This is a genomic window from Dyella halodurans (genome assembly GCF_026283925.1).
Taxonomy (GTDB): Bacteria; Pseudomonadota; Gammaproteobacteria; order Xanthomonadales; family Rhodanobacteraceae; genus Dyella; species Dyella halodurans.
Genome location: NZ_JAPDPF010000003.1, coordinates 1 through 25,238 on the forward strand (window position 1 = coordinate 1; position 25,238 = coordinate 25,238).

The following is a 25,238-nucleotide window of genomic DNA, read 5'->3' on the forward strand; positions in this document are numbered from 1 at the left end:
TCAACTCCAATGCGCGTAAGCTTCATGAGTGGACTCCTCTTCGCCAACGACTGGTTCTATCGCTTCCAGTCTGGCACTCGATGCCGAAGACGGAGAGGAGTCCATCTCATTGCTGTGGGTCGGAAGCTGACCTTAGCCTCGCCCCGCTCACCATCCACGTGTCAGACAATACGCGCTCTTGTGCCGTCACCCAAAAACCCGCGCCGGCGGCGGCGTACAACCAGAACAATCAACCGAAGACCACAACTGGGATGCATGCGCTCCGCTCGGCCCCGACCTTTTGCTGCTCGACACTCAAAGCATATCTGTGAAGCCCACCTACACCCTGTCTTCAGCTACGCCTGGCCGTGATCGCGGCCCGGATCATCCGCCAAGCATGCAGGACCGCGTAGCCACAAGAAATGGACCGATGACCGCCCCCAGGGCTTCCGGAATAAGGTCCAGATCGGCCATCAGCGCAACCATCGCTATTAGCTCACCCCACGGCAATTAGATGTTCGGTCGGGCTGTAGCTCTGCGACCGCCCCCCCGATAACACGGGCAAGTCACCTTTCAATGGAAAGAGAGCCTTTTGGGCGCCAATACGCCCAGGAGCTCTTCGAGCAGACGCGCAGCGACAGCACTAGGCGTAAGATCGGAGCCCTCGCGCACTCACTACAGCCTTAAGGGAGTTCCTATGTCCCTTCTTCGCTACGCCGTTTCAGCAAGTTTGGTAGTGGTTGCTACCATCGCTATCGGCCTTCCCGTCCGTGCCTCGCAGGATGTGCCGAAACCACAGCAGAATCCCAACCTTTCTGGCGTACACGATTTCGACTTTTTCGTCGGCAGTTGGCGCACTCACAGTCGCCGACTGAAATATCGTCTTGTCGGCAGTCACGACTGGGAGGAATTCGACGGGACGATCCGCTCGTTCAGTCTTATGGGCGGGTTGGCGAATGTCGACGACACCGAGTTTGATACACCGGAAGGCATCTACCGCGGTGTAGCGCCACGCGCCTATGACCCGAAGACGGGTTTGTGGGCCATCTGGTGGATTGATGGCCGCAATCCCCATGGCGCACTCGACCCGCCGGTCAAGGGTCGTTTCGTACACGGCGTCGGTACTTTCTACGCAAGCGATACGCTTCGCGGCAAGCCCATCAAGGTGCGTTTCATTTGGTCGCAGATCACCCCCACTAGTGCGCACTGGGAGCAGGCCTACTCTGGAGATGGCGGCAGGACTTGGGAAACCAACTGGATCCAGGACGTGCGCCGGGTCCAGTGAACCCGAGTCCCGAGACTAAGCACGTAGCCGGATTTTGAGAAACGGTCATCCGAGAGCTAAGAGCGCAAGGGGATAGACGAACACGCTCGAAGGCCATGGCTGACAGGCAATCCAACGCACCTTGATGTCTGCTTTGGGTTGCGACTTCAGCCGGTCGATGCAACACCCCTAGACTGCGGCAGCAGGAGGTGTGTGGCAATGGCCCAGCGACCACGGATCCATTACACAGTGACTCAGAAGGCGGTGATGTGGCCGTTGAGTGGCCAATGGCCGGGCTCGACAGTTTGGCAGTTGGCTTGCACGTCGCGGAAGGCTTCGCTGTTGGCGAGCAGGCGCGCGAGGGCGTGGATGCCGGTGCAGTGCATGGCCAGCATGGCTTCGGCGCGTGCCGGGTGCCGTGGCAGAGGCGACGGCGTGGGACACGGCTGATCGACGGATAAGCGCCGGCGGCGATCCGTGTAGGGCAAAGCCATGTTTTGAGGTAAGCCGTCACCAAGGTGCGGTGCATCGCCAAACCAGCCGATGCACCGCGGGAACGATCACAAGGACTCGCTTACCCGTTCATCGCTTGCTCATCGCCGAGCTGCTTGGCGTACTGCTCCAGGCACTGGATCGCCACGGTCACTCCTTGCTTGAACAGCGGTGGAAGTGGCCATGTCATGGGCTCGGCGCTGTTATGCCGTGCCCTCGCCACGCGATACCGCTCGTCTTCAAACCACAGTTGCGCAAGCGCGTAGTGCGCCAGTGCAACGTCGTCGAGGGTGGAAAGGCGCAGCGAGTATGCCTGGGGGCCGTGCGCCGGTGGATCGGCGGCGGGCGAGGCGGTGAACGGGTCACCCAAGGAGGAAAAAGACAGGCGTGCGGGTGCCGTATGATCGTGGACAGCCATGATCAACTCGTAGTCAGTTGGTGATGGTTAGCGGGTCGTAGGTGTTGGTAGCACCTGCGGCCCGCGCCTCATGACATTGCTGCCATGGTCACTCGCGTAGCCCAATCCAAAGAACCCCGCGAGTGACGCGCCGAAAGTAGCAAAGGGAAACATTGCCGCCTGTCAGGGATTGCCGTTGCGGCGCATCCGGTCGCATGACATGGCTAGTGTGGTCCTTGGACTGCGGGGATTTGGCGGGTAACAGGTTCACTTATCGCTCGACCTCACTGGCGATGGTTGGATGTGAGCCTGGAACCGGTCTTTTGCGGATCAGCGATGCGTCGCATGGAAGTCACTAGTGCAAGGTCGCCGAAGCATCCGCATCGTCGCGCACCACGCGCCAACCATCACGCATCAATGGTCGAAAACAGCCGCTCGGGCAATTGCGCGCGCAATGCCACTGCGTCCAGATGGACGAGATTCTTGTTCACTTCCAGCATCACCCTCTCGCGGGTGCCCGCATCCAGTTGTTCGCGCATGGCGCCGAGGAAGGCGGGTGCGGCGATCAAGGCCAAGGCATGGAATTCGCCATCGGTACGCGCCTTGCGCAGACAGCGGGACAGTGCCGTGGCGAAGCTGGTCATCTCATGCGCGGTTGCCGTGGTATCCGGATCTTCGGCATGGCCGCCGGGGCCGAATCGCTCGAAACCGCGTCCCGCGCGATCTGAGACCAGCTCCTGAACGAGCATGCGGCCCTCGGGATGGATAAACGAATCCATTTCTTCCAGCGGGCCTGTCGGCTGACTCGTCCGGAACAAGCGCGCCACGGCGCGATTGGCGACCACGATCCACACGGACTTTTTCATCATGCGCTCCCAGAGAGATTCACCAGGAATGCCCTGCCGCATCGACTGCTGTGCAGAGCAGGAGCCAAGCCTCGTCGGCTTTGCCGCAATGCTCAGGTTCCCCGAGCTGGCGTCAAGCTGACGTGAGTGGTCTGCTTGACGCCGCCATCAGGGGATCTCGAAAGACCGTCCTTGTTCCCGTCATTCCCGCGAAAGCGGGAATCCAGCGCTTTGTGTTCAGTGGGTTGAAAGTCTCTGGATTCCCGCTTTCGCGGGAATGACGAGCTTTTCGAGGTTCCCATGAATGACTAGACGCTGCGAAACAGCGTGAGCTGATCCACGATCTGCTCGCCCTGGACCTTGAGCCACGGCTCTTGCAGAACCGCATCCGTGCACGGACCCAGGGTACAAACGCGAATCTCGCGCTTGCCCGCTTCCGCTTTCAACATGTCGAGCACGCTGCGCAGTACGCCGCCTTTGAACGGCGTGTAGAGGTAGAACACCGTACCTTCCGACAGATCAGCTGAACGCACGTCCTGCTGAAGAAAGGTTACTTGTTTCAAGTCCAGCGCCTGCGCACTGCGGCGAGCGCAGTCCGCATAGACGCCTTCGATTTCAATGCCGATGCAGCGTGCGCCCGTGCAGATGTTTGCCACCAGCGGTACATGGCCCAGGCCCGAGCCGAGATCGATCAGCACATCGTGCTCGTTGAGCGCGCTGCACTGGATCAGGTCGAAGATGAAGCGTGCCGGCGTGGGTTGATAGAACACCATTTCCGGCGCCAGCTCGGCGATGCCGCTGTCGGGCTCGTCAAACTGCAGGACGCCAGTGACCAGGGCATCGAGATAATCGTAGCCGACGCCGTTCAACTGATAGTCCGCGTGCACGGCCGGGTCGTAGACCTTTGCCCAGGCAAGCAGGCGCTTGGCGCCGTCACCGCGACGGATTTCGGCGCGGATTTCCTGGTAGAGCTCACGATTGGCCGCGTCCATCTGGTCGGAAATGGCTTCCACGCGACGCTGAAGAGCGGATTCCTCCGCCATCGCCGCATCGTCTTGCGGTCGCGGCATATGAAAAAGACAGGTTTCAATACGATCGAGCGCTTCGATGCGCTGACGCAGTTGGTCCGGCTCGTACAACGAAACATCCTGTTCCAGTTCGGCGACCAGATCTTGCAGCGCAACCTTCATTTGACAGCATTTCCTAGGTGAAACCATGCGATAGCCGCAGCGCCTTCCAGGCATGCCTGCGGGACCGGCATCTGCGCTATGTGTCCGTTCGATACCTGACGAACCGGGTGCCTATATTAGCCCTTTAGCGCCAGGCGGACCGGGAATGGCGCCACGCCTGCTTCTGTTGGCGGCTTCAGGCCGGCGCGAAGCGCTTGCGGAATCGCCCGATTGCGGCGGTGTGCCCGCCCTACTTCCAGCCGCTGACCGCGCTGAGCAGGGCCGCACCGGCTTCGGGCAGGCAGCCTTCATTGACGATGGTGAGTGCATCGCCCGGCGCGACGTAATTGTCATGCCGCGCGAGGCGCTCCTCGATCTGCTCGGGCGTCTCGCCGCCACGGGCCATGAGGCGGCGCGCAATGCTTTCGCGGCTGGCCGTGATCAGCACCGGCACCATGTCATTGAAGCGAGCCCGGGCCAAGGGAAAGGCTTCACGCGACCCGTTGACCAGCACGTTGACGCCTTGGCGCAGCCAGTGCTCGATCTCCTTGCCCAGGCCGCAGCGCAGGCCGTGGGCCTGCCAGGTGAGTGCAAACAGACCGCGGCGCTCGCGACGTTCGAACTCCTCGGCGCTCAGCGCCACGTGAAGTTCGCCACCGCCGTGAGCCGGGCGGGTGATATAGCGATGCGCGCACACCACCGCATGGGAGGGACCATTGTCGCGCACCCAACCAAGCACGCTGTCCTTGTCGGCGCCGGACGGACCCATCACGTAGTAGAGGCGCCCCGCATTCATGCCACGGAAACCTTGCGCAGTGCGAAGCGTTCCAGCGGCTCGAAGGCTGCGCCGGGCGATGGTTCGACGCACAAGCTGAGTGCATCGATGCGGGCGGCGGGCAGCATGGCGGCACGCAAGGCAAGCCAGCGCTGCAGCGCACGCTCCTCGTCGACCGAGGCGGGTGCGGACAGCGTCATGTGGAAGCGGTAGCGTTCGAACACGTAGGGGTATCCGTAGCGTTGAAGGTAGTGGGTTTCGATGGCGTCGAGCTCGACGGCGCGACGCTGGAATTCCGGTTCGATGAGCGGCGCGCGCAGCGGCTCGATGGCTTCGGTGCAGGCCGCGGCGAGAGCATCCACGGCGCGACACTCGCTGACTGGCCGCAAGGCCAGAAAGCCATCCAGCCGGGCGACCCGCAGCGAGAGATTAATCGGCGCATGGGCTTGCGCCACCGAGGACAGCACGCGACGCACATCGGCGACGTCGTGATCCGGGGACAAGGTGAAAGGCGAGCGCAGGGTGGCGTGCCAGCCGTAGCGGCGCACGTCGGCAAGCAAGGCATTCCAGCGCGGCAAGGGAATGCCCGAAATGCCATCGGGCGTCAGCTCGGCACTCAACCAGTCGCGACCCAGTGCGGCAAGCGCCGTGGCGGGAGCTGGGCAGAAGTAAATCGCGTAGCGCATCAGTCCTCCGCCAGCGGGAGGCGCGTCAGCCGATCGCGGCGGCAGCGGCGATGGTCGAACCATGCGCGAACAGCACTCGGGTCGCGCCGTCCTGCCTGTACCAGCATGGGTTCTTGCGTGTCTTCGGTGATGCCAAACTCGTTGAGCCTTCGGGTCACGGAACGGGTACGCCGGTAGAGGTCGGAACGATTAGGAAAGCGCTGTCCCGGAAAATACGCTGTGCTGTGGTCGACAATATGACCGTCCGACCGGGCCGGTGTGCGCAGCAGCCCCTGCTGCCGCGGTGCGTTCAAGATGCCCTCGGCGAAGGTGTCCCGCAGCGGGCGCCACAGCGCCACGCCCCCTCCCCTTATGGCTTGCTCATGCCACCCGTGCCCCCTGTCTGTTCACCGTCATGGCATCCGCATGTGCCACTGCCGGCATGCGCCGGACCGGGAGCACGCTGCCCCGGCCTGTCTAAATAACCAACCTTTGTGACAAGACGAGGAAGCCGCGTGGGCGCGCCGCTACGGCGGCGCCCTGGGGCGCGCACCCGGCGCTAGAACGAGCCGAACATCGTCCCAAGCACGATGACGGCGATCAGGCCGAGGACGGCGCCGACGATGCCAACCATGACGATGTCGCCATAGCTCTCGCCATGCTTGGTGCCGCATACGGCAAGCAGGGTGACCACCGCGCCGTTATGCGGCAGCGTGTCGAGCGTGCCGGACCCAATCACGGCGACCCGGTGCAGCAAGGCCGGGTCCATGCCGATGGCCGCCGCACGTGCCATATAGGTGGGACCGAGCGCATCGAGGGCGATGGTCAGGCCACCCGATGCCGAGCCGGTCAGCGCGGCTAGTACATTGGTGGCGACGGCCAGGGAGGTGAGCGGCCCGCCACCGATATTGAGCACGGCGTCGCGAACGCCGGCAAACGCCGGCAGGGCAGCCACGACCGCGCCAAAACCGACCAGGCTGGCCACGCTCACCGCAGGCAATACGGCCGCGTTGGCTCCAGCATCCAGGGTCGCGCGCAAGCCGGTGAGCCGGTGGAAGTTCAAGGCCAAGGCCACCGCAATGGCACAGGCCAATGCCGTCACCACGGCCCACACGCCGCCGACCCGGGCCAGCGAGGTGTTGCCCCACTGCGGCTGGTTGAGATAGCTGGTATCCAGCGCCGGGAGGATGAACAGCGACATGGCCAGATTGACGGCCACCACGGTCAACAGCGGCAGCGCGGCGGCCAGGGTCGACGGTGCATCGGCCTGGGTGCCGTGCACGATCTCGGTGGGGTCGAATTCGTGTGCGGTGGTGGCGCGCTCGCGCAGCGTCTCGCGCTTGGCCACGTCCTGCGGCGACAGCAGGTCACCCTGCCCGAAACCCTCGCCCTGCTTCCTGGCCGATGCCTCGCGCCGCCCCAGCCACCACATGCCGAAGACCATCATGATCAGGGACGCGATGACACCTAGCCCCGGCGCGGCAAATGGCGTGGTGCCGAAGAACGGCATCGGGATCGCGTTCTGGATCGACGGCGTACCGGGCAAGGCCGACATGGTGAACGTCGAGGTGCCCAGCACGATGGCCGCCGGCATCAGGCGGCGCGGGATGGCGGCGGTACGGAACAACTCCTGGCCCATCGGCGCCAGCACGAAGAACGCGACGAACAGGCTGACGCCACCGTAGGTGACGAAGGCGCCGGCCAGCACCACCGCCAGCACGGCATGCTTCTGGCCCAGCTTGCTGATCATGAAGTTCGCAATGGCCGTGATCGAACCGCTGTCCTCCATCAACTTGCCGAACACGGCGCCGAGCAGGAACAGCGGAAAGAACTGGGCGAAGAAGGCGGCGCCGCTGACCATGAAGGTCTGCGTCCAGTGCGCCAGCAGCGGCTCACGCGCGAATAGCGCGGCGACCAAGGCCGCCATCGGCGCCAGCAGCAGCACGCTCCATCCGCGAAACGCCAGCCATACCAGCAGCGCCAGGCCGAGCAGGATACCGAGCAGTCCCATGGCCTCAGCACTCCGCCAGTAGCGCGTCGAGATCGGCGGACGAACGGTGACCGAGATCGTCCCCGTGCACGCGCAGGAACTCGTCCGCGCTGCGCCGCCCCTCCTCCTTCAGCAGGCTGAGGAATTCCCATTCTGCATTGAGTTTCGAGGAGGCGCCAAAGGTCTCGAGTTTCTCGGTCATGATCCGGTGCACCCGCATGCCAGCCCACAACGCACCCTCGCCGTGACCGGGGTCGGCCACCTGGCGCAGCAAGGCGATCATGCGCAACTCCTTCATCAGCGGCGAATTGAAGGAAATTTCGTCGAGACGATTGCGAATCTCGTTCGCCGTTCGCGGCGTTTCCTTGCGATGGCGTGGATTGATCTGCACCAGGATGCTGTCGTGCGCATCGCTTTCGCGAATCAGCGGGGTGATGGTCGGGTTGCCGACATAGCCACCGTCCCAATACGGCTCGCCATCGATTTCCACCGCCTGGAACATCGTCGGCAGGCAGGCGGAGGCCAGCAGCACGTCCACCGTGATCTCCGCATTGCGGAAGATCCGGCCGCGGCCGGTGTGCACGTTGGTGGCGGTGACGAACAGTTTTATGGGTGCGCCGGCGAGATGGTCGAAGTGAATGGTGTCGGCGAGCACCGAGCGCAACGGGTTCATGCCGAGCGGATTCACGTCGTAGGGGGAGAACACGCGCGATGCAAAATCCATGGCGATATAGCCCGGCGATGCGTCCAGCCCCCAGCGCCCCATATAGCGATCGATCGGCGAGCGCTGCAAGGGGCTGAACATCGCCACTTGGGCCACGCGTAGCCAGTACGCATCGAGTGCCGCGCGCGCGCCCTCGGCGCCGCCCTTGGTCCAGCCATCCACCAGGACGACGGCATTCATGGCACCGGCCGAGGTGCCGGAAATCGCGTCGATGCGCAGCCACGGCTCGTCCAGCAGGCGATCGAGCACGCCCCAGGTATAGGCGCCATGGGAGCCACCGCCCTGCAGGGCAAGATCGATCAGTACCGTCGGACGCACCGCCGCGGGTTCCACCGGGGGCGTCGAGCTGGCCTTCCCCTCCACCGACTTACTTGTCACGGGCGGGCCCTTTTCCACCCGGGCCACCCGCCATGGGCCACAGCTTGCTCCACTGCGCCATGATGTCGTTCCACGGCGCAGCGCCGGCGGTGAGGTCGCCCACGCCGCCAAGCGCGCGCGAGGTGTCCTGCTGCCAGGTCATGATCGCCTCCTGCAGGCCCTGCGCGAAATGCGCCTGGACGTTGGCGGCGATTTGATTGGTCACTTCGGTATCACCCGCGCGCTGCTGCAAAAGGCGCCAGAACGTTTCGCCGGGCATGCTGGCCAGCGCGGTCCAGTCCTGCGCCTTGAGCAACTGCTCCACGCGCGCCTGCGACTCGCTGATGCCGTCGTCGACGGCACGACTGGACAGCTCCAGCCACTTCTTCCAGTTCTCCATGACCAGCTTGCTCACACGCAACTGGAACTCGGTGTTGGCCTTGTAGAGACTCAGCGGGAGATCACTTGGATTGCTCATCGGTCATGCCCTCGGTGGAGTGATGCGTCCTGCGACCGGGCCGGCGGCCCACGGACTTGCCAAAACGATGCAGCGAAGCGCAACGCATGCCGCCGGCAGCGGATTTCGATCACCACGACACAGAGGGCAAGGCGGCCATGCGCGGCCTGACTGACTACGCCCAGCCAAGCGATGACGTCGCACGAACTAGCCCCTGTCCATCGCCAGCATGACTTGCTTAGGTGCGGTAGAGCTTGTTTTGACACTACCGTTCCCATCGTGATGCCGATGTCATGGCTTGCGATGGCGCTTTTTTCGAGCCCGCTAAAAGTCTCGGTGTCGACAACTGTTCGAGTTTCCTTCCTACTCGTCATCCCAGCGAAGGCTGGGATGACGGTGTCTCTTGATGGCGTTGACGGTGTCGCTTGAGGGCTTTTGGGACGCTCTTACGATCATGGGCCCGCGCCAGCGCCACCGCGATTCAGCTCGCGGTCCGTTTGCATTCACCGCAAGTTGCAATACACGGAACAACACTCGGTGCCCCCCTCCAGCAACGAGGTAGGTCCATGAAGAAGATCGCTTCATTGACGCTTGCGATGGCCCTGGGCGTCTCCGGTGTCGCCATGGCGCAGGATGCACTGACGGAACATCAGGTGCAGGCATCGCTCGAGCAGCAGGGTTACACGAAGGTGCACGAGCTGAGCTTCAACCATGGCGTTTGGACGGCCAAGGCGCACAGCGCGGACGGGCAGAAAGTGTCGCTGCGCATCGACCCGAAGACCGGCCAGGCGTTTCCCAACGAACAGGTATCGCGACTGAGCGAGAGCGATATACGCGCCTCGCTATCCACCAAGGGCTATACCCGCGTCCACGACCTGGATTTCGATAACGGCGTGTGGACGGCCAAGGCCGACAATGCCGCCGGCAGCAGCGTACGCCTGCAGATCGATCCGGAAACGGGCCGAATCCTGGGTGGCGACAAGCGCTGACGATGGGGGGACCGGTGGGTCCGGGGCTTCGAAGGAGCCAGTCGGGCGCGCCCTTGCAGCGGCCCCAGGTCATCCTCGACTCGTCAGGTGCGGCGAAACCGCCGCACCTGACGTTTGACGCTATCGAACAACTACGCTCAAAGAGCGGCGTCCTTCAGCTTCTTCAGCGGGCGAACCTTGAGCTTCACCGTGGCGGGCTTGGCAGCGAACCACTGCTCTTCCTTGGTGAAGGGGTTGATGCCCTTGCGCTTCGGCTTGGCCGCAACGCTGACAGCGGTGATCTTCAGCAGACCCGGCAGCGTGAAGTGGCCAGCGCCCTTCTTGTGCACGGAGCCCGTGACAGCCGCTTCGAGCGAAGCCAACACGGCACGGACGTCCTTGGCCACCACACCGCTGGTTTCAACGATGTGAGCAACCAGGCCCGACTTGCCCAGGGCTTCCTTGATCGGCTTGTGAACGACTGCCTTCGCGGCGGCCTTCGGAGCTGCCTTCGGAGCGGCCTTCTTCTTTACTGCTTTCTGCGCCTTCGCCATACGTTTCCCCGTGGTCATCAAGATGATGGTGTGTGCAATGCCTTTCGGCATGCGGAATGTATGGCATGCCAGGGCTTCGCGCCAAGCTGCAACACGGAAAAAATGCGGTTTTTTTGCATCCGGGGCCGAAAAGGGGTGAAGAAAGTCACGCTTGGACCCAGCAGAGGCCTGTTTTCTAGGGCTTTTCCTATCGGCCGACCGCCACCCCACCCCGTTTACGCAGGCGTCAGGCTATGGACCGGCGAGGCCGGCGGTATCTACTATCGAGCCTCGTTTCCCCGTCCAGGTGTCGCCCATGAAGCGTTTGGCTTTATCCCTTCTTGCCCTGTCCGTGTCGTCGGCCCTGTTCGCCGCTGCCGCCACGAATGCCCCCAGCATCGACCCGCACCGCTTGTCGGACGACGTCAAGACGCTTTCCTCAGACGCCTTTGAAGGCCGTGGCCCCGCCACCGCCGGCGAAACCAAGACCGTCGACTACGTCGTCGCGCAGCTCAAGGCCGCCGGCGTGCAGCCCGGTGGCGACCTGAAGAACGGCAAGCGCGAATGGACGCAGGCAGTACCGCTGCTGCGCACCGAAATCGTCGGTACGCCGACGCTGTCGTTCGCCAACAATGGCAAGGTCGAAGCGCTGACCCAGGGCGACCAGATCGCCGTGCGCGCCGCGCTGGACGGCTCCAAGCAGGTGTCGATCAAGGACGCCCCGCTGGTCTTCGTGGGCTATGGCGTCAAGGCGCCCGAGCGCAATTGGGACGACTACAAGGGCGTGGACCTGCACGGCAAGATCGCCGTGGTGCTGATCAACGACCCGGACTTCGAGACCGGCGTGGGCGACTTCGGCGGCAAGGCCATGACCTACTACGGTCGCTGGACCTACAAGTACGAGGAACTCGCGCGCCAGGGCGCCGCCGGCGTGCTGATCGTGCACGAAACCGCGCCGGCCTCGTATGGCTGGGCCACGGTGAAAAATTCCAATACCAACACGATGTTCGACATCGTGCGCGACCACCCTGCCGCGGTGCACCCGCAGGTGGAAGCGTGGGTCCAGCGCGACGTGGCGGTGAACCTGTTCAAGAACGCCGGCCTGGATTTCGAGGCACTCAAGAAGCAGGCGCAGACGCGCGACTTCAAGCCCGTCGTGCTGAAGGGCCAGACCTTCTCGGCCAACTACAAGGTCGATTCCAAGGTCATTACCTCGCACAACATCGTGGGCCGCATCGAAGGCAGCAAGCGTCCCGACGAGACCGTGATCTACAGCGCGCACTGGGATCACCTGGGCGTCGGCGAGCCGGATGCCAAGGGTGACCGCATCTACAACGGCGCTGTCGACAACGCGACCGGCACGGCTGCCCTGATCGAGCTGGCCCGTGCATTCGCCAGCCAGCCGAAGCCGGAACGCTCGGTGATCTTCCTCAACGTCACGGCCGAGGAGAAGGGCCTGCTCGGCTCCGAGTACTACGCCGCCAAGCCGCTCTATCCGCTGGCCAAGACGGTCGCCAACATCAACATGGATGCGCTCGACCCGCACGGTCCGGCCCGCAACTTCACCATCTCCGGCAGCGCCAAGCTCGATCTGCTCGACGAGCTGACCGCTACCGCCAAGAAGTGGAACCTGGTGTACGAAGCCGATCCGAAGCCGGAAGCAGGCCACTTCTTCCGCTCCGATCACTTCTCGTTCGCCAAGCGCGGCGTGCCGGCGATTTCGTTCGGCTCGGGCAATGACTGGGTGGATGGTGGCGTGGCTGCCGGCAAGGCCGCCGAGGACGAATACGTCGCCAACCACTACCACCAGCCTTCGGATGAGTGGCAGGCGAGCTGGCCGTTCACCGGCATGGCGCGCGACCTGCAGATCCTCTACACGCTGGGCAACGACCTGGCCAATTCGGACACCTGGCCGAACTGGAGCAAGGATTCGGAGTTCCGTGCCGCCCGTGACGAGACGGCTTCGCAGCGCAAGTAAACGCGCCTGAAGCCGCTTGGCGAAAACGGCTCGCAGTGATGCGAGCCGCTTTTTTTTTGCGCCTGTTGAACGGTATTTTCACCACGCGCGGAGGTTCATGACGCTTGCAACAGAACTGCAGCATGGGCGTCATCAACCAGCCCTGCGAGCGCCATCTAACCGTCGCCATGGAATAACAGCGGGGTCATGGTAGGTGGTCAGGCTAGAGCACCATCAGCCGTTCACGATTGTTCATACCATGCTGGCCCAATACGTCTACCCGTCGAAAACCGGCCTGTTCCGCATCATCCGCCATGGCCGCCTATGGCGCGTGCTGTGCGAGGCCCAGGAATTCGGCCGCCACGAGACCGCCGAAGCCGCCCTGATCGCCGCCCGCATCGCCTGCCCACAAGCACGTCTGCCGGGCGCGCTGGAGCAATGGCGGCATCTGCCGGAACTGGCTTTGGCCCATTCGCGCGTTTCCTCTGACGGCGGCACGCGTTGGCGGTTGGCTGGCTGAGCTCTTGGCTCCCTCTCCCCGTCGGGGAGAGGGCTGGGGTGAGGGGCCAATCTTGCTGGCACGCTGGCTCAGGGAATCGCTTCTTTCAGCTCTATCGCAAGCACCGGCCCTCACCTCAATCCTCTCTCCCACAGGGACTACCTTCGGGTCGCCCGGAGGGGAGAGGAAGTTGGGGGGGCGCCTTTTTCAGCGCTATCGCGAGCACCAGCTCCTCACCTCGATCCTCTCCCCTTTGGGGAGAGGAAGTTGGGGTGTCGTTTTTTTCGGCTCTATCGCGAGCACCCGCCCCTCACCTCGGTCCTCTCTCCCACAGGGACTACCTTCGGGTCGCCCGGAGGGGAGAGGAAGACCAGCGGTCACTCTTGCGCGTTGATTACAGCCAGGAAATCCTGCCCATAGCGCTTGAGCTTGGCTTCGCCGACGCCGCTGATTGACGACAGCTCGGCTTCGTTCGACGGCAGCGCGCGCAGCATCGCCAGCAAGGTCGCATCGTGGAAGATCACGTACGGCGGCACGCCATGCTGCCTGGCGAGCTGGGTGCGCAGCTTGCGCAGCTCGTCCCATAGCGGCTGCTCATAGGCTTCCACGCCGAGACTGCCGCCCGTCACCAGCTGGCTATCGCGACGCTTGCGCGAGGCACGGGCCGGTCGCGCGTCTTCACGCAGGCGCACGGACTGGTTGCCGGTGAGCACGTCGCGACTGGTCTTGGTCAGGCGCAGCGTGCCGAAGCCTTCCGCGTCGGCCTCCAGCAAACCCATCGCCAAGAGTTGCCGGAACACCGAGCGCCATTGCTTCTCGTCCATATCGGCACCAATGCCGAAGGTGGACAGGCGGTCGTGGCCCAGGTCGGTCATGCGCGTGCTGTCTTCGCCGCGCAGGATGCTGATGACATGGCCTGAGCCGAAACGCTGTCCGCTGCGATAGACCGCCGACAGGGCCTTCTGCGCAGGTACGGTGGCGTCCCAGGTCTTGGGCGGCTCGATGCAGTTGTCGCAGTGCCCGCAAGGGCCGTGATACTCCTCGCCGAACGCCGCCAGCAGCAACTCGCGGCGGCATTGCGTCGCTTCCGCGTAGGCCAACAGCGATTCGAGCTTCTGCCGTTCCACTCGCTTGCGCTCATCCGCGGATTCGGACTGGGCAATCATCTGGCTCATCGTCACCACGTCCGACAAGCCGTAGATCATCCACGCCTCGGCCGGCAGGCTGTCACGGCCCGCGCGGCCGGTTTCCTGGTAATAGCCTTCCATGCTGCGCGGCAGGTCAAGGTGCGCCACGAAGCGCACGTCGGGCTTGTCGATGCCCATGCCAAACGCCACCGTCGCCACCATCACCAGGCCGTCCTCGCGCAGGAATCGTCGCTGATGCGCGTTGCGCGTGGCGGCATCCAGGCCTGCGTGATACGGCAAGGCATCGAAGCCTGCTTCGGCTAGCCACGTCGCCGTTTCGTCCACCTTGCGCCGACTGAGCGCATACATGATGCCGGTTTCGCCGCGATGCCGCTCCAGGAACTCCATCACCTGACGTCGGGCGTTGTGACGAAGACCGACGTGATAGCGAATATTCGGTCGGTCGAAGCTGGATACGAATTGCTTGGCGTCCTGCAGGGCCAGGCGCTCGACGATTTCCTCGCGCGTGCGGTCATCCGCCGTCGCGGTGAGCGCGATGCGTGGCACCTGCGGGAAGCGCTGATGCAGCACTGCCAGTTCGCGGTATTCCGGGCGAAAATCGTGGCCCCATTGCGATACGCAATGCGCCTCGTCGATGGCGAACAGCGCCACCTCGTTGCGTTCAAGCAGGCTCAGGAAACGCGGCGTCAGCAAGCGCTCGGGCGCCACATAGAGCAGGTTCAGTTCCCCGTCCAGCAGGCGCCGTTCCACCTCGCGCTGGTCTTCCGCGCTGAGGCTGGAGTTGAGGTAGGCCGCTGCGACACCGGCCTCGCGCAGCGCGTCCACCTGGTCCTGCATCAAGGCGATCAGGGGCGACACGACGATGGCGGTGCCTTGCCGGATCAAGGCGGGAATCTGGTAGCACAGCGATTTGCCGCCGCCCGTAGGCATCAGCACCAGCGCATCGCCACCCGCAATCAACTGCTCGACGATGGCCTGCTGCGGGCCGCGAAACTCGGTGTAACCAAAAACGCTGTGGAGGATTTCTAGGGGAGAGGAAGCCATCGCGAGATGCTAGCAGTGGCACCCCCGACTCGACCCACGTCGATGGCGATCGCGACAGAAGCTGATGAAGAAAGCGCAACTTATTACGTCGCGTAACGACTGAGACTCGCGCCTGCGATGGATGAAAGCTTGCGCGATAACTGTCGCCAACCTTGCGACAGGTGTATCGGAATACACATTGACAGAGCGAGGCTCTGCAAAAAGGCCACTTGCAAGTCCATGTATTTACGTTAATCGAATTTCCACGTGACCAGCCTGCGAATGGTTCGTTGACAAATCGTTAGTTTCGTCCGTAAGGTTCAAGCAAGGATGCGGGGGGATTCCGCAATTTCCTGCCCTGTTGGCTCAAACGCGGACCTGTGGAAACAGGCCCGAAGGGGAGGCTGTTGCCTCGAGAAAGGCCGCCATCGCTCGGCCTGATTGTTGATTTCAACAACGATGTTTAGGGGAGTTCACACGTGAAAGAATTGGGTAATAGCAAGCTTGCCCTGGCCGTTCGCCTGGGCCTGGCCATGGGTGCCTTCGTGGCAGCCGGCTCGGTTTTCGCCCAGGATGCGGCCGGCAGCAATCCTGAATCCGCCAAGAAGCTGGAAACCGTCACGGTCACCGGCTCGCGCATTCGCAGCGTCGACGTCGAGACGGCTCAGCCCGTCATCACCGTCACCCAGGCCGATATCCAGAAGACCGGCCTGACCAATGTCGGCGACATCCTGCAGAACCTGACCATTACCGGCCAGCCGACTTTCAGCAAGTCCGCCGTGCTGACATCCAACACCGAAGAAGGTGGTCAGTACGCCAACCTGTACAACCTCGGTGAGAACCGCACCCTGGTGCTGGTCAACGGCAAGCGCTGGATGACCAGCCTGGCCGGCTACACCGACTTGTCGACCATCCCGGCAACGCTGATCGACCATATCGAAATCCTCAAGGACGGCGCTTCGGCCATCTATGGTTCTGATGCCATCGCCGGCGTGATCAACATCATCCTGAAAGATCACTTCGAAGGTGCCGCGGTCAGCGGCCAGATCGGCGAGAACGAAGGCAACGACGGTCGCCAGCAGGCCTACTCATTCACCGTGGGCAGCACCGGCGCGAAGTCGTCGATCGTGTTTGCCGCGACCTACAACAAGACCGATCCGGTCTGGGCAAAGTCGCGCGACATCACCGACTACACCTATGGCCCGAACCATATCGAAGACGGTTTGAGCAGCACTGGCCCGTGGGGTCGCTTCAAGGCTGCCGATCCGACCACCGCCACGGTGCCGGGCACGTATTACCTCAACCACACCGGCAGCTGGAACGGCCAGGGCGTGGGCGCAGACTCGACCCAGCTCAGCAACTACCACTCGCCGGCCAACTTCCCGGACGATTACTACAACCCGTCGCAGCAGATGATGGCCCAGCTGCCGACCGAGCTGAAGTCGATCTTCACTTCGGGCAGCTACACCTTCAACGACTACGTCACCTTCAAGGCGACGGGCATGTACTCGGAGCGCGATTCGTCGACGCAGACCGCCGGCTATCCGTTGAACAGCGCCAGCCAGCCGACCTTCCCGGTCTATATCAGCGGCCAGAGCTACTACAACCCGGTACCGGGCCAGGATGAGTTCTTCTATCGCCGCATCGTCGAGATGCCGCGCGTCAGCGACGAATCGGCCAAGTCGTTCCATTTCGACGGCTCCTTCGAAGGTGCGTTCGAAGTCGGCAAGTACAGCTGGAACTGGGATGTCGGCTTCGGCTACAACAAGTACGACGTCGACACGACCGGCACCGGCAATATCAACCTGCTGCACCTGCAGAGCGCGTTGGGTCCGTCGTTCCTCAATAGCGCCGGCGTCGTCCAGTGCGGCACGCAGGCGGCTCCGATCGCCCTGTCGCAGTGCGTGCCGTTCAATATCCTCGGCGGCCCCACCGCTTCGACGCCGGAAGCGCTGAAGTACATCAATGCGCTGGAGCAGTCCAGCCAGCAAAGCCTGATCAAGGACTACACCGCCAATATCACCGGCGGCCTGTTCGAAATGCCGGGCGACGCCGGCACCTTCAGCTTCGCAGCAGGTGTGGAACATCGTGGCGTCAGCGGCTATGACTACCCCGATGAACTGGCCAGTGCCGGCTACACCACCGACCTCGCGGCCGGTGCCACGGTGGGCCGTTACAACACCAACGAAGCCTATCTCGAGTTCAATATCCCGGTGCTGAAAGACCTGCCGGGCGCGAAGTCGCTGTCGTTCGACGTGGCCAGCCGTTACTCGCACTACAGCAGCTTCGGTGGCACGACCAACAACAAGTACAGCTTCCAGTGGATGCCGTTCGATGATTTGATGGTGCGTGGCACCTTCGCCAAGGGCTTCCGCGCGCCCACGTTGTCCGACACCTTCGGCGGCGGCTCGCAGACGTTCGACTATTACACCGACCCCTGCGACGCGACCTTCGGTTACACCAGCAATCCGACGGTGGCCAAGGCCTGCGCAGCCGCTGGCCTGTCGCCGACCTTCCGCCAGACCGACAATGCGGGCAAGCCGGTCACGGGCCCGGATAGCCAGGGCACCACGCCGTTCAACACGGGTGCCGGCAATGCCTACCTGCAGCCGGAGCACAGCATCAGTCGCACGGCGGGCTTCGTCTACAGCCCGAGCTACGTGCAAGGCCTGGACTTCACGCTCGACTACTACCATATCAACATCACCAACGTGATCACGGCGATCAGCGCGGACTATGTGCTGCAGCAGTGCTATATCTTCTCGGTGCAGAGCTACTGCAACCAGTTCAGTCGTGATGCGAACGGTCAGGTGGTGGGCTTGAATCGCGGCAACGCGAACCTGGGTTCGCTGGATACCGCCGGCTACACCTTCGGTGTGCACTACCGCCTGCCGGAGTTCTCGTTCGGCAAGTTCGTCGTGACCCTCGACAGCAACTATCTGTCGAACTACACCACCGTCAGCACGGCCGGTGCGCCGCCGCAGGACTACGCCGGCACCTATGGCTTCCCGCGCGTGCGTGCCAACCTGGGCCTCGACTACACGAAGGGTAACTGGGGCGCCACCTGGGGCCTGCGTTACTACGGTGCCTTCCGCGACGAGTGCTGGAGCGCCCCGGACATCGAGTGCAACGAGCCGAACTACAACGGCCACAGCTGGCCGTATGGCGTAGGTGCGAATCGCAAGGGCGCGATCATCTACAACGACGCCCAGGCCCGTTACGAGCTGCCGTGGAAGGCCAACATCGCGTTCGGTATCCGCAACATCTTCGACAAGCACCCGCCGACCACGTACTCGGTCAACAACAGCAGCACGGGTCTGCTCGACCCGACGCTGGACCTCGATCGTTACTTCTACCTGCAATACAACCAGCGGTTCTAAGCCCCTGCGTTGAGTGCTCCATCCCGATGGCGTCCCGCAAGGGGCACCCTTTTACGGAGTCCCGCAAGGGACTCCGCTTTTTTTTGTGCGGATGGAAAAAGCCGACGCTGGCGATGCGCCGGTTTGGCTTCAAACCAGCCTCAGTCCGGCATGCCCCACAAGGCCCGGTCCAGGTCCGCGTCCATGCCGAAGCCGGCCAGCGGCACGCGCCTATCTTTCACCATCACGCCTTCGGCGCGCAGCGATGAAGCCTCGCATCACAAAGCCATGAAAACTTGCGTAATGACAGCCATTAACTTACGCGAAGCGCGCTGACTTCAGTATTGACAAAGCAACTAGTTACGAAATGGCGAGCCATAAGTCTATGTATTTGCGAAAAATGAATTTTCACGCGACAGAAATACGAATATTTCGTTGACAATTTGTTATTTGCGCTCGTAAGTTTGTAAAGGGGATGCGGGGGAGAGCCGCATTTTCCTGCCCTGTTGGCTCAAGCACGGACCTGTGGAAACAGGCCCGCGGGAAGGCATGTGCCTCGAAAAAGGCCGCCATCGCTGAGCCAGATTGTTGATTGCAACCACGCTTAGGGGAGTTCACACGTGAAAGAGTTGGGTAATAGCAAGCTTGCCATCGCTGTTCGCCTGGGCCTGGCCATGGGTGCCTTTGTGGCAACCGGCTCGGTTTTCGCCCAAGACGCGGCGGGCAGTAATCCTGAATCCGCCAAGAAGCTGGAGACCGTGACGGTTACCGGCTCGCGCATTCGCAGTGTTGATGTCGAGACGGCTCAGCCCGTCGTCACCATTACCCAGGCCGATATCCAGAAGACCGGCCTGACCAATGTCGGCGACATCCTGCAGAACATGACCATCGCGGGCCAGCCGGATTTCAGCAAGTCCGACGTGTTGGTCTCCAATACGGAAGAAGGCGGCCAGTACATCAATCTGTACAACCTGGGCTCGAACCGTACCCTGGTGCTGGTGAACGGCAAGCGCTGGATGACCAGCCTCGCCGGTTACACCGACATGTCGACCATTCCGGCAGCACTGATCGACCGCATCGAAGTCCTCAAGGACGGCGCCTCCGCCATCTATGGTTCCGATGCCATCGCTGGCGTGGTCAACATCATCCTGAAGGATCGCTACGAAGGTGCCGCGGTCAGCGGCCAGATCGGCGAGAACGAGGGCAACGACGGTCGCCAGCAGGCCTACTCGTTCACGGTGGGCAGCACCGGCGAGAGGTCGTCGATCGTGTTTGCCGCGACCTACAACAAGACCGATCCGGTCTGGGCAAAGTCGCGCGACATCACGCTGTACACCTATGGCCCGAACCATATCGAAGACGGCTTGAGCAGCACGGGCCCGTGGGGTCGCTTCAAGCCAGCGAACTCGGCTACCGCCACGGTCAAGGGCTCGCATTACCTCGACCACACCGGCAGCTATGACGGCCAGGGCGTGGGCGCAGACTCGACCCAGCTCAGCGACTACCACTCCCCCGTCAACTTCCCGGACGACTACTACCTGCCGTCCCAGCAGATGATGGCCCAGCTGCCGACCGAGCTGAAGTCGGTGTTCACCTCGGGCAGCTATGTTTTCAACGACTACGTGACGTTCAAAGCCACCGGCATGTACTCGGAGCGCGATTCGTCGACGCAGACCGCCGGTTATCCGTTGAACAGCGCCAGCCAGCCGACCTTCCCGGTCTATATCAGCGGCCAGAGCTACTACAACCCGGTGCCGGGCCAGAATGAGTTCTTCTATCGCCGCATCGTCGAGATGCCGCGCATCAGCGACGAATCGGCCAAGTCGTTCCATTTCGACGCCGGCTTCGAAGGTGCCTTCCAGGTTGGCAAGTACACCTGGAACTGGGATGTCGGCTTCGGCTACAACAAGTACGACGTCGGCACGATCGGCACTGGCAACATCAACCTGCTGCACCTGCAGAGCGCGCTGGGTCCGTCGTTCCTCAATAGCTCCGGCGTGGTCCAGTGCGGCACTCCTGCGGCGCCGATCGCGCTGTCGCAGTGCGTGCCGTTCAATATCCTCGGCGGCCCCACCGCGTCCACGCCGGATGCGCTGAAGTACATCAACGCCCTGGAGCAGTCCAGCTTGCAGAGCCTGACCAAGGACTACACCGCCAACATCACCGGCGGTCTGTTCGAGATGCCGGGCGATGCCGGCACGCTCAGCTTCGCAGCGGGCGTCGAACATCGTGGCGTCAGCGGCTATGACTACCCGGATGAACTGGCCAGTGCCGGCTTCACCACCGACCTCGCGGCCGGTGCCACGGTGGGCCGTTACAACACCAACGAAGCCTACGCCGAGCTCAACATTCCGGTCTTGAAGGATCTGCCGGGCGCGAAGTCGCTGTCGTTCGACGTGGCCAGCCGTTACTCGCACTACAGCAGCTTCGGTGGCACCACCAACAACAAGTACAGCTTCCAGTGGATGCCGTTCGAGGATTTGATGGTGCGTGGCACCTTCGCCAAGGGCTTCCGCGCGCCCACGCTGGCCGACACCTTTGGCGGCGGTTCGCAGACGTTTGACGCGTATACCGATCCCTGCGACACGAATCCGAACATCGGCTCCACCACGAATCCGACGGTGGCCAAGGCGTGTGCGGCGGCCGGCTTGCCTGCCAACTTCCACCAGACCGACACCACTGGCAAGCCAGTTTCGGCCCCGGATACCCAAGGCGTGACGCCGTTCAATGCGGGTGCCGGCAATGCCTACCTGCAGCCGGAGCACAGCATCAGCCGCACGGCCGGCTTCGTCTACAGCCCGAGCTATGTGCAAGGCCTGGACTTCACGCTGGACTACTACCACATCAATATCACCAACGTGATCACGGCGATCACCGCGGACTATGTGCTGCAGCAGTGCTACGTGTTCTCGGTGCAGAGCTACTGCAACCAGTTCAGTCGTGATGCGAACGGTCAGGTGGTGGGCTTGAATCGCGGCAACGCCAACCTGGGTTCGCTGGATACCTCCGGCTACACCTTCGGCGCGCATTACCGCCTGCCGGAGTTCTCGTTCGGCAAGTTCGCGATCAGCTTCGACAGCAACTACCTGACGAACTTCACCACCGTCAGCACGGCCGGTGCGCCGCCGCAGGATTACGCGGGCACCTATGGCTACCCGCGCGTCCGTGCCAACGTGGGCTTCGACTGGCAGCTTGGCAAGTGGAGCGCGAATTGGGGTGTGCGCTACTACGGCGCCTTCCGTGACCTGTGCTTCGACGACACCGAGTGCAACCAGCCCAACTACAACGGTCACAGCTGGCCGTATGGCGTAGGTGCGAACCGCAAGGGCGCGATTGTGTACAACGATGCCCAGGCCCGTTACGAACTGCCGTGGAAGGCCAACATCGCGTTCGGTATCCGCAATATCTTCGATCGGAAGCCGCCGACCACGTACTCGGTCAACAACAGCAGCACGGGCCGGATCGACCCGACCCTGGACCTCGATCGTTACTTCTACCTGCAATACAACCAGAAGTTCTAAACGATTGCGTTGAGCGCACCATCCCGACGGAGTCCTGCAAAGGGCACCCTTTTTCGGAGTCCCGCAAGGGACTCCGTTTTTTTGTTCCGATGGAAAAATTCGGCGCTGTCGATGCGCCGGTCCGGCTTCAAACCCGGATCAGTCCGGCATGCCCCACAAGGCACGGTCCAGGTTCGCGTCCATGCCGAAGCTGGCCAGCGGCACGCGCCCGTTCTTCACGACCACGCCTTCGGCGCGCAGCAGCCGGCATTGTTCGCGAAAGCCGCGACTGCCTGTCGGCAGAGCAACCTGGCCGCTGGAGCGCAATACCCTATACCAGGGCAGGATCATGCCTTCAGGAGTCTCGCCTAGCAGCTTGCCCACCAGCCGCGCCCTGCCCGGCAAGCCAGCACGGGCGGCTATCGCGCCGTAACTGGCGACGCGACCGCGCGGAATGGCCGCAATGGCGGCATAGATGCGTGCATGTGCTTCGTTCATGGCGTGATCGGAAAGTTTGAACAGGCTCTTTACGCTAGGTCGTGGCACAGTAGCGGCGGCAAAACTGCCTGCCAAGGACACCGCGCCATGCGCCATTTTGAAGCCGTGCGCTCCCATATCGGCAGCATGCATCAGTTGCGCCACAACGACCCGTACCTGATCAGCTTCGATCTCACCCTGCCGCACGATCGCCACCAGGGTATTTATCTCGCCGAACTGGAAGACGAGGCCGGTCGCCGCTACCTGCGGATCTCCACGCCGATCGGCCCGCTGGCAGGCACCGACCCGCGCCGCTGCCTGCGTTTCAACTGGGAGCAGCGGCAGGGCTTTCTGGCCCTGGCTGATCTGGACGGTTCGCCTTACCTGCACCTGTGCGAGAACCGCCCCTACGAACTGCTGGACGCCGCGGAGCTGAAGCGGCTGATCGAGGAGCTGGGCGTCCTCGGGGATCAGCTGGAGCGGATCGTCGCTGTAGGCGGCGACGATCTGTGAGTAGAAGTTGCAGGGGCGCACTGTAGGAGCGCACCCTGTGCGCGATCACGGCGTCACCGCTCCATTGGCCGATCGCGCACAGGGTGCGCTCCTACAATAAAGCCGGGTGTTACAGCAGCGCGGCGAGACGCACCATGCCGTAGGCAAGCAAGGCGGTGACCGGCAAGGTGAGAATCCACGCCCATACCATGCGCTCCACCACCGACCAGCGAATCGCATTCCAGCGCTTGGCCGCGCCCACGCCCATGATCGAGGCGGACACGTTATGCGTGGTGGACACCGGGATACCGAAGGCCGACGCGGTGAGGATCACCGCCGCCGAGCTGCCTTCCGCGGCAAAGCCGTTGATCGGATGCAGCTTCACCATCTTGTGACCCAAGGTCTTGATGATGCGCCAGCCACCGCCTGCGGTACCCGCGGCCATGGTCAAGGCGCATACCACGGCCACCCAGGCCGGCACGTTGAAGCCGCCATCGGCCGAGCCCTGGATGCGCAGGAAATGCAGCCACGCCGGCAGTCCCTCGAATTGCCCTGCGGCGGTCGCGCCGGCAAGCGCGAGGGCAATGATGCCCATGCTCTTCTGCGCGTCGTTCATGCCATGCGCCAGGCCCATCGCACTGGCCGAGAAAATCTGCGCCTTGCCGAAGAAGCTGTTGACGAACGGCGTTCGCCCGAACCGGCGCAGGAAGCCGGAGCGACCGGAAAGCCAGCTAAGCAGCGCGTACAGCGACCCCATCAACAGGAAGCCGAGCACAAAGCCCATCAGCGGCGATATCACCATCGGCAGGATCACCTTCGGCACGACGCCATTGCCTTGCCACCAATGGGCGCCACCGTGCCACCAGATCACTGCCGCGAAGTTGTTGCCGGAGGCGGCGACCGCCGCACCGACCAGCGCACCGACCAGGGCATGGCTGGAACTGGACGGCAAGCCCACCCACCAGGTGATCAGGTTCCACACCGTCGCCGCCAGCAAGGCGCAAATCAGCAACTGCGGTCCTGCCGCAATGACATGGGTGTCGATCAGGCCGGCGGCGATGGTCTTGGCCACCGCCGTACCCCACAGCGCACCAATGAGATTGGTGACCGCCGCCATCAGCACCGCCTGGCTCGGCGTCAGCACCTTGGTCGCCACCACCGTGGCAATCGAATTGGCGGTGTCGTGAAAGCCATTGATATAGGTGAAAGCCAGCGCTATGAGGACGACGGCAACCGCAAGGCCGATACTCATGCGCACACCCCGCGCAGGGCACGCAAGGGGAGGCATGCCCGGTAGTCGACCGGGCGGCTCAGGTAAGGCGAGGTCATCGGGCGGGCCTCAGGAGTTCTTCAGCACAATCGAGTAGACGGTGTTGCCGACGTCGCGGCACTTGTCGATTGCCTTCTCGAGCAGCTCGAACAGATCCTTGGCCAGCATGGCGCGCATGGCGTCGTTGCCTTCCACGTAAAGCGTGCGGTACGGCGAGAGCAGCATGCGATCGCCTTCCGATTCCAGCGTCTGCAGGCGGTCCTGCAACTTCTTCACCGGGTCGATGCGCAGGCCACGGCGAAGCTCGCCGATCATCTCCGACACGACCTCGGTAGCACGCAGCAGCACATGGGCACGCGCGGCGAAGTCGACATCCACCAGACGCGTGGCCACGATTTCGTAGCGTTCGGCAAACTTCTCGATGGTCTTGGGAATCTTGTACAGCGCAGAATTCAGCGCCTCGATGTCCTCGCGATCGAGCGCGGTGACAAAGGTGTTCACCAGTTCTTCGCTGATCTGCCCGGCAAGCGCCTTCTCGCGCTGGCGAGCGGAGGCGAAGGCGGCCATCACGGGCGCATGGTCCTTGCGCGTGACCAGTTCGTGCAGGGCCTTGGCGCTTTCGCGGGCGGCGTCGGCACTCTGCTCGAGCAGGCCATAGAACTTATCGCCTTTGCCGAAAATCGTTTGCAATGAAAACATGCGGTTATTGCCTGGGTGCGGGGACGGCGTAAATGACGGGTATGTTACAGGACGCCCCTAGTGCACCGCATCACGCCTGCCGGGCCGGGCCTTTTGGGGCTTCGCCAGGCACCCGGAGCCCTTCATTGGCGGCGAAGAAGACCCGTCGAGGCCTTACACTGCGTCTCATGCCCATCCGCGACCTTCCCCGCGACCGTCT

The 25,238-nt window shown here is 62.9% G+C and carries 22 protein-coding genes; 7 read left to right on the forward strand and 15 right to left on the reverse strand.

Annotated elements, in window-relative coordinates:
* The first annotated feature begins 676 nt into the window (after positions 1–676).
* On the forward strand, positions 677–1,264 hold the full coding sequence (locus tag OUZ49_RS06820; RefSeq protein WP_266149417.1) for a hypothetical protein: 588 nt from the start codon (positions 677–679) through the stop codon (positions 1,262–1,264).
* 233 nt (positions 1,265–1,497) lie between these two features.
* On the opposite strand, the gene OUZ49_RS06825 is transcribed toward OUZ49_RS06820, so the two are convergent.
* The 10 genes from OUZ49_RS06825 to OUZ49_RS06870 form a co-directional block, all read right to left on the reverse strand.
* Complete coding sequence (locus OUZ49_RS06825; RefSeq protein ID WP_266149418.1) at positions 1,498–1,638, reverse strand: hypothetical protein; 141 nt, start codon at positions 1,636–1,638, stop codon at positions 1,498–1,500.
* A 179-nt stretch (positions 1,639–1,817) separates the two neighbouring features.
* The gene (locus OUZ49_RS06830) at positions 1,818–2,153 is read right to left on the reverse strand and encodes a hypothetical protein (protein ID WP_266149419.1); all 336 of its coding nucleotides are present in this window, start codon (positions 2,151–2,153) and stop codon (positions 1,818–1,820) included.
* Between the two features lie 386 nt (positions 2,154–2,539).
* Positions 2,540–2,998, reverse strand: a complete 459-nt coding sequence (locus tag OUZ49_RS06835; protein WP_266149420.1) for a host attachment protein — start codon at positions 2,996–2,998, stop codon at positions 2,540–2,542.
* 287 nt (positions 2,999–3,285) lie between these two features.
* Positions 3,286–4,167 carry a class I SAM-dependent methyltransferase gene (locus tag OUZ49_RS06840; protein WP_266149421.1) on the reverse strand — a complete coding sequence of 294 codons (882 nt, stop codon included), beginning with the start codon at positions 4,165–4,167 and terminating at the stop codon, positions 3,286–3,288.
* A gap of 229 nt (positions 4,168–4,396) precedes the next feature.
* A complete protein-coding gene (phnN, locus tag OUZ49_RS06845) occupies positions 4,397–4,942 on the reverse strand; it encodes a phosphonate metabolism protein/1,5-bisphosphokinase (PRPP-forming) PhnN (protein ID WP_266149422.1) in 546 nt (181 codons plus the stop codon).
* The gene (locus OUZ49_RS06850; RefSeq protein ID WP_266149423.1) at positions 4,939–5,607 is read right to left on the reverse strand and encodes a DUF1045 domain-containing protein; all 669 of its coding nucleotides are present in this window, start codon (positions 5,605–5,607) and stop codon (positions 4,939–4,941) included. The genes phnN and OUZ49_RS06850 overlap by 4 nt, the downstream gene beginning before the upstream one ends.
* Entirely contained in the window at positions 5,607–5,945 is a 339-nt protein-coding gene (locus tag OUZ49_RS06855) for a hypothetical protein (RefSeq protein ID WP_266149424.1), read from the reverse strand. Before OUZ49_RS06855 ends, OUZ49_RS06850 begins: the two co-directional genes overlap by 1 nt.
* Positions 5,946–6,145: 200 nt before the next feature.
* The gene (locus OUZ49_RS06860) at positions 6,146–7,597 is read right to left on the reverse strand and encodes a GntP family permease (protein ID WP_266149425.1); all 1,452 of its coding nucleotides are present in this window, start codon (positions 7,595–7,597) and stop codon (positions 6,146–6,148) included.
* Between the two features lie 4 nt (positions 7,598–7,601).
* The gene (locus OUZ49_RS06865; protein WP_266149426.1) at positions 7,602–8,678 is read right to left on the reverse strand and encodes a patatin-like phospholipase family protein; all 1,077 of its coding nucleotides are present in this window, start codon (positions 8,676–8,678) and stop codon (positions 7,602–7,604) included.
* On the reverse strand, positions 8,668–9,135 hold the full coding sequence (locus OUZ49_RS06870; RefSeq protein ID WP_266149427.1) for a phasin family protein: 468 nt from the start codon (positions 9,133–9,135) through the stop codon (positions 8,668–8,670). The genes OUZ49_RS06865 and OUZ49_RS06870 overlap by 11 nt, the downstream gene beginning before the upstream one ends.
* 545 nt (positions 9,136–9,680) lie before the next feature.
* Here OUZ49_RS06870 and OUZ49_RS06875 point away from each other — a divergent pair.
* On the forward strand, positions 9,681–10,103 hold the full coding sequence (locus tag OUZ49_RS06875) for a PepSY domain-containing protein (RefSeq protein ID WP_266149429.1): 423 nt from the start codon (positions 9,681–9,683) through the stop codon (positions 10,101–10,103).
* A 137-nt stretch (positions 10,104–10,240) separates the two neighbouring features.
* Here OUZ49_RS06875 and OUZ49_RS06880 read toward each other — a convergent pair whose 3' ends face one another.
* Positions 10,241–10,636, reverse strand: coding sequence for an HU family DNA-binding protein (locus OUZ49_RS06880; RefSeq protein ID WP_266149431.1), 396 nt, complete (start codon positions 10,634–10,636; stop codon positions 10,241–10,243).
* A gap of 295 nt (positions 10,637–10,931) precedes the next feature.
* On the opposite strand from OUZ49_RS06880, the gene OUZ49_RS06885 reads away from it, so the two are divergent.
* A complete protein-coding gene (locus OUZ49_RS06885; RefSeq protein ID WP_266149433.1) occupies positions 10,932–12,593 on the forward strand; it encodes a M28 family metallopeptidase in 1,662 nt (553 codons plus the stop codon).
* A gap of 238 nt (positions 12,594–12,831) precedes the next feature.
* Positions 12,832–13,092 (forward strand): hypothetical protein, encoded by a 261-nt coding sequence (locus OUZ49_RS06890; RefSeq protein ID WP_266149435.1) that lies wholly within the window; start codon positions 12,832–12,834, stop codon positions 13,090–13,092.
* Between the two features lie 356 nt (positions 13,093–13,448).
* Here OUZ49_RS06890 and recQ read toward each other — a convergent pair whose 3' ends face one another.
* Complete coding sequence (gene recQ, locus OUZ49_RS06895; protein WP_266149437.1) at positions 13,449–15,263, reverse strand: DNA helicase RecQ; 1,815 nt, start codon at positions 15,261–15,263, stop codon at positions 13,449–13,451.
* Positions 15,264–15,775: 512 nt separating this feature from the next.
* Here recQ and OUZ49_RS06900 point away from each other — a divergent pair.
* Together OUZ49_RS06900 and OUZ49_RS06905 are read left to right on the forward strand one after the other, a co-directional pair.
* Positions 15,776–18,622, forward strand: a complete 2,847-nt coding sequence (locus tag OUZ49_RS06900; RefSeq protein ID WP_380003596.1) for a TonB-dependent receptor plug domain-containing protein — start codon at positions 15,776–15,778, stop codon at positions 18,620–18,622.
* A gap of 653 nt (positions 18,623–19,275) precedes the next feature.
* Positions 19,276–22,122, forward strand: a complete 2,847-nt coding sequence (locus OUZ49_RS06905; RefSeq protein WP_380003594.1) for a TonB-dependent receptor plug domain-containing protein — start codon at positions 19,276–19,278, stop codon at positions 22,120–22,122.
* 138 nt (positions 22,123–22,260) lie between these two features.
* Here the strand turns inward: OUZ49_RS06905 and OUZ49_RS06910 are convergent, their stop codons facing one another.
* Complete coding sequence (locus OUZ49_RS06910; RefSeq protein WP_266149439.1) at positions 22,261–22,599, reverse strand: MGMT family protein; 339 nt, start codon at positions 22,597–22,599, stop codon at positions 22,261–22,263.
* Positions 22,600–22,686: 87 nt separating this feature from the next.
* Here OUZ49_RS06910 and OUZ49_RS06915 point away from each other — a divergent pair, with 87 nt between their 5' ends.
* Positions 22,687–23,091, forward strand: a complete 405-nt coding sequence (locus OUZ49_RS06915; RefSeq protein ID WP_266149442.1) for a hypothetical protein — start codon at positions 22,687–22,689, stop codon at positions 23,089–23,091.
* 109 nt (positions 23,092–23,200) lie between these two features.
* Here the strand turns inward: OUZ49_RS06915 and OUZ49_RS06920 are convergent, their stop codons facing one another.
* Complete coding sequence (locus tag OUZ49_RS06920) at positions 23,201–24,322, reverse strand: inorganic phosphate transporter (RefSeq protein WP_266149444.1); 1,122 nt, start codon at positions 24,320–24,322, stop codon at positions 23,201–23,203.
* 87 nt (positions 24,323–24,409) lie between these two features.
* Positions 24,410–25,039, reverse strand: coding sequence for a DUF47 domain-containing protein (locus OUZ49_RS06925; protein ID WP_266149445.1), 630 nt, complete (start codon positions 25,037–25,039; stop codon positions 24,410–24,412).
* Positions 25,040–25,238 lie beyond the last annotated feature (199 nt).